This is a genomic window from Bacillus sp. NEAU-CP5 (assembly GCF_026420705.1).
GTDB classification, from domain to species: Bacteria; Bacillota; Bacilli; order Bacillales; family Bacillaceae; genus Bacillus; species Bacillus velezensis.
This window is the reverse complement of the sequence record NZ_JAPMOV010000001.1, coordinates 1,001,891-1,015,357: the sequence shown is the minus strand read 5'-3', so window position 1 is coordinate 1,015,357 and position 13,467 is coordinate 1,001,891. Positions and strand designations below refer to the sequence as shown.

Below are 13,467 nucleotides of genomic sequence, written 5' to 3'. Positions count from 1 at the left end.
GTTTTTTATATGATAAAAAAATCTGAAAATGATGAAAGAATGGAGTTGTGATACAATAAAATATACAAATTACAATCATGCTTTGACTTAGGAGGTGGCAGGATGGGGCCCTCTGTGTAGTCAATCACCCATTTCGTTCCTCTCGCTTAAGAAAAAACGATGAAATCAGGAGGTGACGTCCTTATCCTTCAATTCGGGATAAGGTGAAATGGACGATATTGACAGTTTGATTTTAATCGGTGTGCTCATTGCGTTAACGGCATTTTTCGTGGCGAGTGAATTTGCGATCGTCAGAGTGAGAAGATCCAGAATCGATCAGCTCATCTCAGAAGGGAACAGACGGGCGGTGCTCGCAAAGCGTATCATTACGGATCTTGATGAGTATTTATCCGCCTCGCAGCTTGGCATTACACTCACATCCATCGGGCTCGGCGTACTGGGAGAGCCTGCATTTGAGCGGATGCTTCATCCTGTGTTTCAGGGCATGGGGCTGCCGGATTCTGCTGAGCATGTGATTGCTTTTGCTGCGGCGTACGGTCTGATTACGTTTTTACATGTCGTCGTCGGTGAGCTTGCGCCTAAAACGGTTGCGATTCAAAAAGCGGAAAAGCTGACGTTATGGATTGCCGGACCGCTTCGGTTATTTTACGTGTTCATGTTCCCGTTTATTTGGGTGCTGAACGGCTCCGCGAGAATTCTGACCGGTTTGGCCGGATTAAAGCCGGCATCTGAGCATGAAGGCTCCCACTCTGAAGAAGAGCTGCGGATCCTGCTGTCAGAAAGTTTAAAAAACGGAGAAATCAATCCGTCTGAATATACGTTTGTGAATAAAATTTTTGATTTTGATAATCGGATCGCCAAGGAAATCATGATCCCGAGAAAAGAAATCGCGGCTGTTTCCACTGATATGGACGTGCCGGAAATGCTTGATATGATGCTGAAAGACAAATATACGCGCTGGCCCGTAACGGACGGGGACAAAGACAGTGTCATCGGCATGATCAATACGAAGCATCTCTTTTCAGATCTGCTGTTTATGACAGAAGATGAAAAAGCGGAAGTATCCATCACGTCCTACGTCCGCCCGGTGATTGAAGTCATCGAGACGATCCCGATACACGACCTGCTGATAAAAATGCAGAGAGAACGGATTCATTTGGCGATATTGTCTGATGAATATGGCGGAACGTCCGGTCTTGTGACGACCGAAGACATCCTTGAAGAAATCGTCGGCGATATCAGAGACGAATTTGATGAGGACGAACAGCCGCAGATTCAAAAGCTGTCCGAACGCCATTATGTGCTGGACGGAAAGGTTCGGATTGATCAGGTGAATCATCTTCTCGGCGCAGGGATTGAAGAGGAAGTCGACACGATCGGCGGTCTTGTGCTGAAACGGAATATTGACATCCGTGCGGGTGAGTCGATACAAATCGGGGGATATACTGCCCTCATATTAGAAATGGACGGCCGGTTTATTAAACAGCTTGAATTCAAAGAAGAACAGGGCCGCCCGGGCGGTCAGGGAACAATAAACCGCCAGCTGCCCGTGCCTGAAACGGTCATGCTTCATAACGCAACCTTGAGCGAAAAATAAGCTCAAGGTTTTTTTAAATGGACATGATAATGAAGCCGCACCAGAACCCCAAAAGGCTTCCGGCTGCTGAAACAGCGATGTAGAGCAGGCTTTCCTTTATGCGGTTGTTCATCATCAGCTGCACGGCTTCAATACTGAACGTGGAAAAGGTCGTAAACGCACCGAAAAAGCCTGTCGCGATGATGATGCCGGCGGAAGGATTATCCAGGCCCAGTCCGGTGAACATGCCGAGGCCGAAGGAGCCGAGCAGGTTGACCGCAGCCATTCCAAGCGGAATCGGAAAACCTTTTGTTCTTTCTGAAATTGTTTTACCCAGCAGAGACCGTAATACCGCTCCGATACCCGCTGCGATAAGCATCAGGACAATCGTCATGGTGTATCATGCCCCCTTCCCGCTGCGTGAAGGGCAATCCGCCGTCCCCAAAAAATGCCGGCGTATGCAAGGGCAAGACCAGCGAATAAAGTCGCGGCAGCATAACAAAAAGCCGCTGCGGGAGACGATTGCAGCAGAAAAATGGTTTCTTTTGCGAAGGTTGACATCGTCGTGAAACCTCCGCAAAAACCGGTTCCTAAAAAGGCGGTCATAAGAGGGCGTTTAGCCCGAATGATGAAATAACCCGTAATAAGACCAAGTAAAAGGCTTCCCGCCGCGTTTTCGAGGAAAGTGGCCGCCGGGAAAGAACCGCTGTGAATGTGCGCACTCATTTCAAAGCGGAGCAAAGCGCCAAGCGCGCCTCCGATAAAAATTGCGATGTATTGTTTCATATCAGCCATCCTTAGAAATAAAATCCGGAAAATCAGTTACAATGCCGTCAACTGCCATCATTTGCAGCTTTTCGGCCGTCTTTTGATTTCTGACCGTCCAGGCAAATACTTTCAGGCCGTGTCTGTGAGCGGTGGAAATCAAGAACCGATTCAGACGGGTATATTTAATATTGACATAATTTACGGCTGATTTGTAGGCGTTCAGCTGGTTTTTGGAAAACATCCCAAAGCTGGGTCTTGCAATAATTGCAGTCGGAACGGACGGATACATGCCGTGAAAGGTCTGAATCGACTTGAGGCTGAATGATTGAACGATAGGGTGGATGGAAAAGGAAAACCTGCTTAACAGCTGGCCGACTGCTTTTTCAAGACCGACTTGAGAAACGTGCCCCTTCAGTTCAATTAAAAATCCGATTTCAGAATGATAACGCTTCAGAACCTCTTCGAGCACGGGAATCCGCTCCCCTTTAAACTCAGCCCCATACCAGCTGCCGGCATCCAGAGACTGTAGCTTCTTCAGCGTAAAATCTTTTACAAAACCGGAGCCGTCCGTCGTCCGGTCGACTTTGTCATCATGGATGACGACAATCTGACCGTCTTTTGTGAGCTGGACGTCAAGCTCAATGAAATCAGCGTTCATTTCGGCAGCGATATCAAATGCCGCAAATGTATTTTCGGGCGCGTAACCGGAGGCGCCGCGATGAGCGATGGTATACAAGCTTGTCAGCTCCCCTCATGGGCATTTCTGTTATTATATCAGATTCGTATATGCACAGCGATTCAAACTGGTGAATGTGCAAAACAGTATTTTTTTGGAATAAAGATAGTGCTTTTTTCGGTTTACAATCCGCATTGATGATTTATAATGGCAAAAAGGAGGCGAGATCATGGGAAAAGGGAGATTGAAAGTGGAAGAAAGAATTAAGGCCGAAACCGATGCTGAAATCCAAAAAGCGACTCTCCTGAAACAGACACAATCAAAGAAGAAATAGTGCCTGACCCTGTTGTATCTGGCTGAAAGATGAACGAATGTGTGAAAACCCCGGCTGTGCTCTGATGCCGGGGTTTTTCAGGCTGCCTAAAGACATTAAAAGAAGCTGATGTCCGAATGTTTTAGTATAATAGATTTTCGACAAGACAAAGGAGCATATGCTATGATGACACAATTTCAGAGCTTTTTTACGCTTGACCATATTTCGCAGATCAGTATCAGCATCGGAATTTTAGCGGCTTTTCTCGTTTTGAGAAAACTGTTTGTCAAATACTTTTTTCAGCTCATTTACAAATTGGCGAACAAGCCGAAAACCGACATATTCAAGCAGATTGCCGTAGCGTTTGACAAGCCGGCCAGATGGTTTTTCGCGGCGCTGGGTCTGTTTTTGGCGATTGAGTATTCGCCGTTTTTAGACGGGCAGATGGACATTGTCAAAAAATTGTACCGCTCTCTGATCGTTGCGCTGATCGCCTGGGGGCTTTGCAATCTGACATCGGCGTCTTCGTTTTTATTTCATAAAGTCAATCAGCGCTTTGAGCTTGATATGGATGACATTTTGGCGCCGTTTTTATCCAAGGTGCTGCGCTTTGTCATTCTCGCGCTCAGCGTCAGTGTGATCGCGCAGGAATTCAATTATGATGTAAACGGGTTCGTGGCCGGACTCGGACTTGGCGGATTGGCCTTCGCGCTTGCGGCTAAAGATACGATCAGCAATTTTTTCGGCGGCATTATCATCATTACGGAAAAGCCGTTTACGATCGGCGACTGGGTCGAGACGTCATCTGTGACGGGGGGCGTTGAAGATATCACATTCCGAAGCACAAGGTTCCGCACGGCGCAGGGGGCGCTTGTTACCGTACCCAATTCAACGCTGTCCATGGAAGCCATCACAAACTGGACGAGGATGACGAAGCGCCAGGTCACGTTTTCCGTTCGTGTTTCTTATGCGACGCCGATTGATCGTTTAGAGCGGTGCATCACAAGGCTCAGAGAAATGCTTCGTGAACATGAAGGCGTGCATGATGATACGATTATGGTTAACTTTGACGTGTTTGCGGACAGCTATTATAATCTGTTTTTCAACTTTTACACAAAGACCATCGTCTGGGCGGAAAGCCTGGACGTGCGGCAGGATATCAACCGCCGGATTATTGATATTTTTGCTGAGGAAGGCGTGGAGTTCGCCTATCCGGGCCAGAATGTATTCGTAAAACAGAAAAGCCACGATGATCCGGTTCATGTGAAGGATCATTCCGGAGAAAAAGAACGGGCATAACAGGCGCCGTTCTTTTTTCATGATATGATAAAAAGAAAAGGCGGTGGAAGAGTGGAAGCGTTTATGACATTGATCAATCAGGCGGAACGTATCGTGGTGCTGACGGGGGCGGGAATGAGCACGGAATCCGGCATTCCTGATTTTCGTTCGGCGGGCGGTATATGGACCGAAGACACCTCCAGAATGGAAGCGATGAGCAGGGAATACTTTGAACGCCGTCCGCGTGAATTCTGGCCTAAATTCAAACAGCTCTTTCAGATGAAAATGAGCGGAAGCTATGAGCCGAATGCCGGCCATACGTATTTGGCGGATCTTGAAAAGCGGGGAAAGCAGGTAGACATTTTCACGCAGAATATTGACGGGCTGCATAAGAAAGCGGGAAGCAGCAGTGTCTATGAGCTTCACGGTTCAATTCAGACCGCCGCATGCCCCCGCTGCGGAGCGCGCTACGGGCTTTCTCATCTGCTGAAGGACGAAGTGCCGGAATGTACGGCGGAAATCGGTGATCATGCGGTATGCGGCACCGTATTAAAAACGGATGTCGTGCTGTTCGGTGATCTCGTTCAGCATTTTGAAACCCTTTATGAAAAGCTTGATAAAGCTGATCTTCTTCTTGTGATCGGCACTTCGCTTGAAGTGGCGCCGGCAAGGTTTGTCCCTGAGGATGCGGCCCGGATTCCCGGTTTGAAGCAGGTGATCATTAACCTTGAGCCGACATATTGCGACCATTTATTTGATCTTGTCATCCATGAGAAGATCGGTGAATTTGCAAAACGGATCAGCGCCGCGACATAAAAAAGCCGGATCATATACAGATCCGGCTTTTCTTATTCATGGACGGGAATCATTTGATCCGTCAGAACATCAAAGGAGTAGCCCTGGGCTTTCAGTTTTTGGATCAGGCTAGGCAAAGCGTGCACCGTCGCAGGCAGATCGTGCATTAAAATGACATGCGGCCTGCTCGTATGAACGCTTTCCAAATATGCGAGCTGATTCAATACTTCCGGCACGTACCGTGCATTTTTGTACTTCCAGTCTTCACTGTCTATCGTCCAGTCCCAGTACACGAATCCGCCTTTTTCAAGATTCTTAATTTGGGCATCCGTCAATGACGGTTTACTGCCGTAAGGCGTGCGGACAAGATCCGTTTTTACCCCGGTGATTGCCTCGAGTGTATCGCGTCCCTGCTGCATTTCGTTCAGCGGTGATGTCGGTGTTTGATAAAACAGGTGATTATCGTGCGTCACGCCGTGCAGGCCGAGCGCGATTCCTTCCTGCTTCGCTCTTTGCACGGAATGCTGATAGGCTTTCATCCGCGGTTCAAGCATAAAAAAAGTGGCCTTTGCGCCATTTGCCTTCAATACATTCAACAGCTGTTCAGTATATGGAGACGGCCCGTCGTCGAAGGTTAAATATACCGTTTTTTTCCCTGGGTCACGCTCTCTCTGCAAATGTTTCATTAAGACGTCAGGAGAATCATTTTTCAGCCGCAGGCTTTCTGCTTCATCCCGAAGCTGCCCGTTTGCAGTCACGGTGACCTGTTTGTTTTTTGCGGCGGAAGCGGAATATCCCATTATGACGATTACCAGAAGCAGTCCGCACAAAACTGCTAAACTCGTAAGTTTAAAAGCCAATGAAAACAGAGAAGGGGAAGCACCTTCTTTTGTGTTGCGCATAACAATCTCTCCAGTAGCATAAGTTTCTGCATAATGCCGATAACAGCGGAGGCTTGCGAAGTGCCATAAGTTAACAGCATATGTATGTCGAATCAAGTATACAGGAACAAAACTGGAAAAGACATAGAAAAGATGTCGAATAATAAGATTTTAAGAAAAAAATAAACTCCGCAGCCGGCTCGTTCAGTATGATAGAATAGTTGACAATAACAGCTGAGAATGCACATCACGGCAGATAACGATGAGGAGGGTTTACATGAAGACATTAGTAAACGGCCAGTTGATTGATCGTGAAGAAGCGGCAGTTGATATTGAGGACCGCGGATATCAATTCGGTGACGGTGTGTATGAGGTCATCAGAGTGTACAACGGCGCCTTATTCGGTCTGCGCGAGCATATTGACCGTCTTTTCAGAAGCGCCGCAGAAATCGGCATCACCCTGCCTTTCTCCGCAGAGGACATAGAATGGGATCTGCAAAAGCTCGTACAGGAAAACAAACTCATTGACGGCGGGGTCTATATACAGACGACGAGAGGGAAGGCGCCGCGGAAGCACCAGTATGACGAAGGATTGGAACCGCAGACGACGGCATACACCTTTTCAGTGAAAAAACCGGAAAATGAACAAAAAGCCGGAGCGCAGGCCATAACGGCGGAAGACAAACGCTGGCTGAGGTGTGACATTAAGAGTCTGAATTTACTGTATAATGTGATGATTAAACAAAAAGCCTATGAAGCAGGCGCTTATGAAGCGGTGCTGATAAGGGACGGAGCGGTCACGGAAGGAACCTCTTCCAATGTATATGCCGTCATAAACGGCACTGTCCGGACGCATCCTGCAAATGAGCTGATTTTAAACGGCATTACGCGGATGAAACTGTTAGAGCTGATGAAAGAAAACGGGATTGAGGTGCGGGAGCAGGCTCTTACCGAAGACGAACTCAGGGATGCGGATGAAATTTTCATCTCGTCAACGACGGCTGAATTAATCCCGATCGTAACCCTTGACGGAAAACCGGTCGGAAGCGGAGTGCCGGGACCTGTAGCCAAAACGATTCAGGAGGCTTTTCAGTCGCACATTCAGCAGGAGCTCGGCGTTCAGTCATAAGCTGAAAAAAGGCCGGAACACATCCGGCCTTTTTGCTTCAGTCAGATAAAAAGAGATTCGATATGCTGAACGAGCACACGGGAGATCTTCTCTTTTGAAAGACGCTCAGGTTCAAGCATGGCATGCAGCGCCAATCCGTCGGCGATGGCGTACATTTTCTCCGCTTCGATCTCTTTATCAAGATTCGGTTTCAGAAGCTTATTTTCATCCAGCCAGTCAATCAGACCGCGGATATATGCCAAGATCCCGTCCTGCTGGGGTTGAAACTCTTCTCCCTTATGTCTGGCATAAGCTGTGAAAGCGAACCATACCTCCATTTCAGCCATCGTTTCTTCATCTGTCGGGATGATTTCAAGCATCAGACGCACCGCTTTTTCTTTCGGCGGCAGATCTTTCATGGCAACTTCGTTAATTCTGGCGGCCGCTTTTTCTTTTACGAGTGTCATCGCATACCCTAAAAGCTCATCCTGGGTGGTGAAATAGTGCCTCAGCGCGCCTAAAGAAAGACCCGCTTCCTGGGCGATGTTTCTCACTGTCGCTCCTTCCATTCCCCGCTCCAAAATCGTCCGCCAAGTGGCTTCGGCTATTTGTTTTCTTCTTTTTTCATGATCGATTATTTTAGGCATGGTTCCAGTGTAACAGGAAATATTTTTTCTTGCAATTTTGTAATACAGTTGTATTAAATAAAAAGCAGTGATACAATGCATTTTAGAAAACGATAAGGGGGAACCGGATTGAACGCGATTGCTTGGTTGATTGTCATTTGTGAGGCTGCTTTTTGGGCGGCTGTCATCTTTGGATTGGCGACGCGCTATATATTCAGGCGGCAAAAGCTCGGAATGTTTTTTTTCGCTCTCATTCCTTTATTGGATGCCGTACTGTTTCTGGCGGCTGCAGCTGATTTATACAGAGGGGCGGCGGCGACTATGGCGCATGCGGTGGCGGCCATTTATATCGGAGTGTCTGTCGCCTTCGGAAAAAGCATGATTCAATGGGCGGATGAGCGGTTCCGCTATTATGTGGTCAAGGAAGGGGCAAAACCGGTCAAACGGTACGGACTGGATTATGCCAAACATTATGCGAAAGGGTGGGGAAGACATGTATTAGCATTTGTCATCGGCGGCGTTCTTTTAGCCGGAACGGTATTTCTCATTCAGGACGCTTCCCGCACCGAAGCGCTCAGCGTACTGTTAAAGGGATGGTCTGTCGTATTGTGCATCGATTTTTTGATCATGGCGAGTTTTTTTGTGATGCCGAAAAAAAGAAGAAACAGCCGGGAGCTGTAAAAAAAGCAGCTTTTGATTAAGCTGCTTTACAGAAAGAATTATTTTACGATCAGCACGGGAATATCAGATTTCGATGACAGTTTTTCACTGACACTTCCGAATAAAAGTTTTTTCAGCCTGTTCTGGTCCCGGCTCCCCATGACGATCAAATCCGCCGATATACGGTCGGCATGCTCGATAATGGCATCAGCGGGATCACCTTCTAAAATGTCGATATCCCCGTCAATCTGGCTGTCGTTCATCAGCATTCTCGCTTCCGCAACGATTTCTTCCGTACGGTCTTCATAAATCATCGGATCAGGGGAGATTCTTTCCGCCTGGAGCGGGTCAGGAACGCTTGCAATCCCGCCGCCGATATACGTTGCCCCGGCTCCCGGCCTCGGGGGATCAACAATCGTCCGGGTATCTTTTGCATTGTGGGAATGTACGACCGTTAAATCTGCGTGAAATGTTTTTGAAAGGTCTATGGCTTTTTGGAGCGCTTTTTTACTATCATCACTTCCGTCAAAAGCTGCTATCAACCGGTCCGCGTGAAACATCGGCCTCATCCTTTCAGTAAAAAAGGTTTGTTTTACAATACCCGAATGGCAGAAATGTAAAACCTGCGTTGACAAAAAAAGGATTTGTTTATATGATGAAGGAACAATATAGGGAAAAAGGAGGTATGGATCATGTCAAAACTAAAGCTTGTCAACTCATCTTCAGCTGAATACCGGCGTGACTCCCATACAGCTTCCGTTTTCTGAACATTTGCTTAAAAACGGGGCAGTCGCGCATAAACGGCGGGTCTGTACCTTATTTATAATAATAAGAGGCATGGAGCTGAGGCTTCATGTCTTTTTTTATACAAAAAAATGAAAGAAAGACAGGTGTGATGCATGTGGCGGTATTAGCGAAAACAATGAAAAACAATCCGGAAAAGCTTGAGGGCGGCTGATTGATGAAAGGGGATGACGGTATTTGTTTACTGTATTAAAAAAGCTCGCGTGGTTTTTTAAAGCCTATTGGCTGCGCTATACGACAGCGATTGTTCTGTTATTGATTGTGAATGTCATTGAAATGTTTCCGCCTAAACTTCTCGGTAACGCGATAGACGATATGAAGGCGGGCGTGTTTACAAAAAGCGGGATGCTGTTTTACATATGTGTTTTTCTCGCATTAACGGCAGCCGTCTATTTACTGTCTTATTTTTGGATGTATCAGCTTTTCGGCGGGGCGAATGTCATGGAGAAGATTCTCCGTTCAAAGCTGATGGGAAGGCTTCTTCAAATGTCACCGCCGTTTTACGAGAAATACAGAACGGGCGATTTAATGGCGCGGGGGACAAATGACTTGCAGGCCGTCAGTATGACGACGGGCTTCGGGGTCTTAACGCTCGTTGATTCGACGATGTATATGCTGACGATATTTTTGACAATGGGGCTTCTCATCAGCTGGAAGCTGACATTTGCCGCGATTATTCCGCTGCCGATAATGGCGGCTGCGGTCAGCCTGTACGGAAAAAAGATCCATGAGCGGTTTACGGAAGCGCAGGATGCTTTCGGATCATTAAATGACAAGGTGCTTGAGTCGGTATCCGGCGTCCGGGTCATCCGGGCTTTCGTGCAGGAAAAAAATGATGTCAGCCGGTTCGGTGATATGACGGCGGATGTATATGAGAAAAATATGAAGGTGGCGTTTATCGATTCACTTTTTGAACCGACTGTGAAACTTCTCGTCGGCCTCAGCTATCTCATCGGTCTCGGCTACGGCGCTTATCTCGTTTTTCAAAACCGGCTGACGCTGGGAGAGCTGGTATCGTTTAACGTGTACCTCGGAATGATGATCTGGCCGATGTTTGCGATCGGAGAATTAATCAATATCATGCAGCGCGGAAATGCCTCCTTGGATCGTGTCAATGAGACGCTTTCCTATGAGCCTGACGTGACAGGACCCAAGCACCCCGCCGGCATCAAGGAGCCCGGGCGTCTTGTTTTTGAACAAGTGACTTTCAAGTATCCGAGCGGAGCGGGACCGGCGGTTTCTGATGTATCTTTTTCCGTAGAAAAAGGGCAGACACTCGGCATCGTCGGGAAGACGGGAAGCGGAAAGACGACGATCATTAAGCAGCTGTTGCGTGAATATCCGCCCGGGGCGGGAGCAATCACGTTTACAGGCGTTCCGATTCAAGAGATTCCGCTCGAGGAGCTCCGCGGGTGGATCGGCTATGTGCCGCAGGATCATATTTTATTTTCAAAGACTGTAAAGGAGAATCTGCTTTACGGCCGGCAGGATGCAAACGAAGAGGAAATCGGCAGCGCGCTGAAAGATGCGCATTTTGAAAACGATATCGGCATGCTTTCCGACGGGCTTGAGACGCTTGTCGGCGAGAAGGGCGTAGCGCTCTCTGGCGGACAAAAGCAGCGCATCTCAATTGCGAGAGCGCTTTTGACCGATCCTGACATTCTCATATTAGATGATTCGCTTTCTGCCGTAGACGCGAAAACGGAAGCCGCCATCATTGACAGCATCCGTAAAAAACGGCGGCATAAAACAACGATTATCACCACCCATCGGCTCTCGGCAGTTGAACACGCAGATCTCATTCTCGTCATGGATGAAGGCCGGGTGTCTGAAAGAGGCACGCACCAGGAGCTATTGGCGCAGAACGGCTGGTATCGAAAACAATATGAGAGGCAGCAGCTGTCCTCTCTTGAAGAAGGGGGGACGGGCGCATGAAGACCGGAAGAAGATTATGGAATTACGCGCTTCAATATAAGAAGCTGCTGATATGGGCGGTCGTCCTGCTCATTATTGCGGTCGGCACTGAGCTGACCGGCCCGTTTATCGGAAAAAAAATGATTGACGACCACATTCTCGGCATTGAAAAAACATGGGTTAAAGCCTCTGCGGACGATCCGGGCGCCGTCAGGTTCCGGGGGCATGATTATGTCAGGGAGGACCGGCTCAAACCGGGGGCGGACAAAACCGGAGAGGCGCACATTTATCAAGTCGGTGCGGGCTACTATTTTGTTGACCGTCCCGTCAGTTTTGACGGAAACCGTTCAGTGTCTGACGGCCGGCTGACGATATCAAACGGTAAAGAAAGCAGGTCATATCCCGCCATTACGTTATCAAGACAGGAGATTTTTCAATTTTACCGTCCGGAAATAAAAGGATTGCTGACGTTGACCGCCATTTACGCGGGACTGCTCATGTTTTCCGTATGTTTTCATTACGGCCAGCATTATCTGCTGCAGATGGGAGCGAACCGAATCATACAGCGCATGAGGCAGGATGTATTTTCACACATTCAGAAAATGCCGATCCGCTACTTTGATAATCTGCCTGCCGGAAAAGTCGTGGCCCGCATTACGAATGACACAGAAGCGGTGAGGGATTTATATGTAACGGTGCTGTCGACATTTATCACAAGCGGCGTTTATATGCTCGGCATTTTTACGGCGCTGTTTATGCTTGACGTCAGGCTGGCCGCCGTTTGCCTGCTGATTATTCCGATTTTAATGATCTGGTCGGTTGTCTACCGCAAATACGCATCCGTCTTCAACCAAAAAATCCGTTCCATTAACAGTGACATCAATGCGAAAATGAACGAGTCCATTCAAGGGATGCCGATTATTCAGGCGTTCCGCCGCGAGAAGGAAACGATGAAGGAATTTGAAGAATTGAATGAAGCTCATTTCCGCTACAAAAACAAAATGCTGTCCTTAAATTCCCTCATGTCCCACAGTCTTGTCAATGTGTTGCGCAATCTGGCGTTTGTCGGGCTGATCTGGTATTTCGGGGGCGCGAGTCTGAGTGCGGCCGGAATTGTTTCAATCGGTGTTTTATATGCATTTGTTGATTATTTAAACCGTTTGTTCCAGCCGGTTACGGGGATTGTCAACCAATTTTCAAAGCTTGAATTGGCCCGTGTCTCTGCCGCCAGGGTATTCGAGCTTTTACAGAAGGAGGAAACGGAAGAAGAAGGCGCTCCCGCAGACAGAAAGGCGAAAGGAACTGTGGAATTCCGCGATGTTTCTTTTGGATATCGAAAGGGAGAAGAGGTGCTGAAACACATCAGCTTTACAGCTGAAAAAGGGGAGACGGTCGCCCTCGTCGGCCATACGGGGTCCGGCAAAAGCTCCATCCTGAATCTTCTGTTCCGTTTTTATGATGCTCAAAAAGGGGATATTCTGCTGGATGGTCAGAGCATATACGGCATGTCAAGGCAGGAGCTGAGGTCGCATATGGGCATTGTGCTGCAAGACCCGTATCTTTTCTCGGGCACGATCGGCTCCAATGTGACGCTCGATGATCAGCGTATTTCTCTGGAGCAGGCGGAAGAAGCGCTTCGCCAAGTCGGCGCCGCAAGCCTTCTGCAATCTTTGCCGAAGGGCATCAGAGAGCCCGTCACCGAAAAAGGCGGCACCCTGTCCTCAGGCCAGCGTCAGCTGATTTCTTTTGCAAGAGCGCTTGTGTTCGATCCGGCCATTTTAATTTTGGATGAGGCGACGGCGCACATTGACACCGAAACAGAAGCAGTCATTCAAAAAGCGCTGCAAGTGGTTCAAGAAGGGCGCACGACATTTATTATCGCCCATCGGCTTTCCACGATCAGACACGCAGACCAGATTCTCGTGCTGGAAAAGGGCCGTATTATTGAAAAGGGAAGCCATGACGAATTAATGGCGCAAAAGGGGCAGTACCACCAAATGTATGAATTGCAGAAAGGAACTGCGAAGTCCGCGGTGTAATCGGAAAGGGTGAATCTAAAGATTCGCCT

Annotated in this window: 14 protein-coding genes; 8 read left to right on the top strand and 6 right to left on the bottom strand. The window is 48.1% G+C overall.

Translation table 11 applies throughout. From position 1 onward, the window contains the following. Window positions 1–208 precede the first annotated feature (208 nt). Window positions 209–1,597, top strand: coding sequence for a hemolysin family protein (locus tag OTK50_RS04525; RefSeq protein WP_082997772.1), 1,389 nt, complete (start codon window positions 209–211; stop codon window positions 1,595–1,597). A 13-nt stretch (window positions 1,598–1,610) separates the two neighbouring features. On the opposite strand, the gene crcB is transcribed toward OTK50_RS04525, so the two are convergent. Genes crcB through OTK50_RS04510 form a run of 3 tightly spaced genes read right to left on the bottom strand, consistent with a single transcriptional unit; the run spans window position 1,611 to window position 3,080 of the window. Continuing rightward, window positions 1,611–1,970: a fluoride efflux transporter CrcB gene (crcB, locus tag OTK50_RS04520; RefSeq protein WP_007610339.1), complete on the bottom strand. Its 360-nt coding sequence runs from the start codon at window positions 1,968–1,970 to the stop codon at window positions 1,611–1,613. After that, window positions 1,967–2,362 carry a fluoride efflux transporter FluC gene (locus OTK50_RS04515; protein ID WP_224224149.1) on the bottom strand — a complete coding sequence of 132 codons (396 nt, stop codon included), beginning with the start codon at window positions 2,360–2,362 and terminating at the stop codon, window positions 1,967–1,969. Before OTK50_RS04515 ends, crcB begins: the two co-directional genes overlap by 4 nt. Window position 2,363: 1 nt before the next feature. After that, window positions 2,364–3,080, bottom strand: coding sequence for a glycerophosphodiester phosphodiesterase (locus OTK50_RS04510; protein WP_224224150.1), 717 nt, complete (start codon window positions 3,078–3,080; stop codon window positions 2,364–2,366). Window positions 3,081–3,249: 169 nt separating this feature from the next. Here OTK50_RS04510 and OTK50_RS04505 point away from each other — a divergent pair, with 169 nt between their 5' ends. The 3 genes from OTK50_RS04505 (at window position 3,250) to OTK50_RS04495 (ending at window position 5,427) form a co-directional block, all read left to right on the top strand. After that, window positions 3,250–3,354 (top strand): YhdX family protein, encoded by a 105-nt coding sequence (locus tag OTK50_RS04505; RefSeq protein ID WP_003155299.1) that lies wholly within the window; start codon window positions 3,250–3,252, stop codon window positions 3,352–3,354. Between the two features lie 162 nt (window positions 3,355–3,516). Continuing rightward, on the top strand, window positions 3,517–4,632 hold the full coding sequence (locus tag OTK50_RS04500) for a mechanosensitive ion channel family protein (RefSeq protein ID WP_032874303.1): 1,116 nt from the start codon (window positions 3,517–3,519) through the stop codon (window positions 4,630–4,632). Window positions 4,633–4,695: 63 nt separating this feature from the next. Continuing rightward, window positions 4,696–5,427, top strand: a complete 732-nt coding sequence (locus OTK50_RS04495; RefSeq protein WP_374761539.1) for an NAD-dependent protein deacylase — start codon at window positions 4,696–4,698, stop codon at window positions 5,425–5,427. A gap of 32 nt (window positions 5,428–5,459) precedes the next feature. Here the strand turns inward: OTK50_RS04495 and OTK50_RS04490 are convergent, their stop codons facing one another. Further along, window positions 5,460–6,308 carry a polysaccharide deacetylase family protein gene (locus tag OTK50_RS04490; RefSeq protein WP_025284491.1) on the bottom strand — a complete coding sequence of 283 codons (849 nt, stop codon included), beginning with the start codon at window positions 6,306–6,308 and terminating at the stop codon, window positions 5,460–5,462. Between the two features lie 256 nt (window positions 6,309–6,564). Here OTK50_RS04490 and dat point away from each other — a divergent pair, with 256 nt between their 5' ends. Continuing rightward, on the top strand, window positions 6,565–7,416 hold the full coding sequence (gene dat / locus OTK50_RS04485; protein ID WP_029325975.1) for a D-amino-acid transaminase: 852 nt from the start codon (window positions 6,565–6,567) through the stop codon (window positions 7,414–7,416). Window positions 7,417–7,457: 41 nt separating this feature from the next. Here the strand turns inward: dat and OTK50_RS04480 are convergent, their stop codons facing one another. Continuing rightward, window positions 7,458–8,042: a TetR/AcrR family transcriptional regulator gene (locus OTK50_RS04480; protein ID WP_012117186.1), complete on the bottom strand. Its 585-nt coding sequence runs from the start codon at window positions 8,040–8,042 to the stop codon at window positions 7,458–7,460. Window positions 8,043–8,150: 108 nt separating this feature from the next. Here OTK50_RS04480 and OTK50_RS04475 point away from each other — a divergent pair, with 108 nt between their 5' ends. Continuing rightward, the gene (locus OTK50_RS04475; protein WP_044801675.1) at window positions 8,151–8,702 is read left to right on the top strand and encodes a hypothetical protein; all 552 of its coding nucleotides are present in this window, start codon (window positions 8,151–8,153) and stop codon (window positions 8,700–8,702) included. Between the two features lie 38 nt (window positions 8,703–8,740). Here OTK50_RS04475 and OTK50_RS04470 read toward each other — a convergent pair whose 3' ends face one another. Then, complete coding sequence (locus OTK50_RS04470; RefSeq protein ID WP_007409250.1) at window positions 8,741–9,241, bottom strand: universal stress protein; 501 nt, start codon at window positions 9,239–9,241, stop codon at window positions 8,741–8,743. Window positions 9,242–9,662: 421 nt separating this feature from the next. Here OTK50_RS04470 and OTK50_RS04465 point away from each other — a divergent pair, with 421 nt between their 5' ends. Both OTK50_RS04465 and OTK50_RS04460 read left to right on the top strand, forming a co-directional pair. Next, window positions 9,663–11,420 (top strand): ABC transporter ATP-binding protein, encoded by a 1,758-nt coding sequence (locus tag OTK50_RS04465; RefSeq protein ID WP_221664297.1) that lies wholly within the window; start codon window positions 9,663–9,665, stop codon window positions 11,418–11,420. Then, window positions 11,417–13,438 carry an ABC transporter ATP-binding protein gene (locus tag OTK50_RS04460; RefSeq protein ID WP_221664299.1) on the top strand — a complete coding sequence of 674 codons (2,022 nt, stop codon included), beginning with the start codon at window positions 11,417–11,419 and terminating at the stop codon, window positions 13,436–13,438. The genes OTK50_RS04465 and OTK50_RS04460 overlap by 4 nt, the downstream gene beginning before the upstream one ends. Window positions 13,439–13,467: the final 29 nt, after the last annotated feature.

What these genes read in the sequence shown, in the direction of transcription:
- OTK50_RS04515 (WP_224224149.1), bottom strand. Translation starts at nt 2,362, where the DNA reads ATGAAACAATACATCGCAATTTTTATCGGAGGCGCGCTTGGCGCTTTG.
- OTK50_RS04525 (WP_082997772.1), top strand. Translation starts at nt 209, where the DNA reads ATGGACGATATTGACAGTTTGATTTTAATCGGTGTGCTCATTGCGTTA.
- OTK50_RS04470 (WP_007409250.1), bottom strand. Translation starts at nt 9,241, where the DNA reads ATGTTTCACGCGGACCGGTTGATAGCAGCTTTTGACGGAAGTGATGAT.
- OTK50_RS04505 (WP_003155299.1), top strand. Translation starts at nt 3,250, where the DNA reads ATGGGAAAAGGGAGATTGAAAGTGGAAGAAAGAATTAAGGCCGAAACC.
- OTK50_RS04495 (WP_374761539.1), top strand. Translation starts at nt 4,696, where the DNA reads ATGACATTGATCAATCAGGCGGAACGTATCGTGGTGCTGACGGGGGCG.
- crcB (WP_007610339.1), bottom strand. Translation starts at nt 1,970, where the DNA reads ATGACGATTGTCCTGATGCTTATCGCAGCGGGTATCGGAGCGGTATTA.
- OTK50_RS04490 (WP_025284491.1), bottom strand. Translation starts at nt 6,308, where the DNA reads ATGCGCAACACAAAAGAAGGTGCTTCCCCTTCTCTGTTTTCATTGGCT.
- OTK50_RS04460 (WP_221664299.1), top strand. Translation starts at nt 11,417, where the DNA reads ATGAAGACCGGAAGAAGATTATGGAATTACGCGCTTCAATATAAGAAG.
- dat (WP_029325975.1), top strand. Translation starts at nt 6,565, where the DNA reads ATGAAGACATTAGTAAACGGCCAGTTGATTGATCGTGAAGAAGCGGCA.
- OTK50_RS04500 (WP_032874303.1), top strand. Translation starts at nt 3,517, where the DNA reads ATGATGACACAATTTCAGAGCTTTTTTACGCTTGACCATATTTCGCAG.
- OTK50_RS04480 (WP_012117186.1), bottom strand. Translation starts at nt 8,042, where the DNA reads ATGCCTAAAATAATCGATCATGAAAAAAGAAGAAAACAAATAGCCGAA.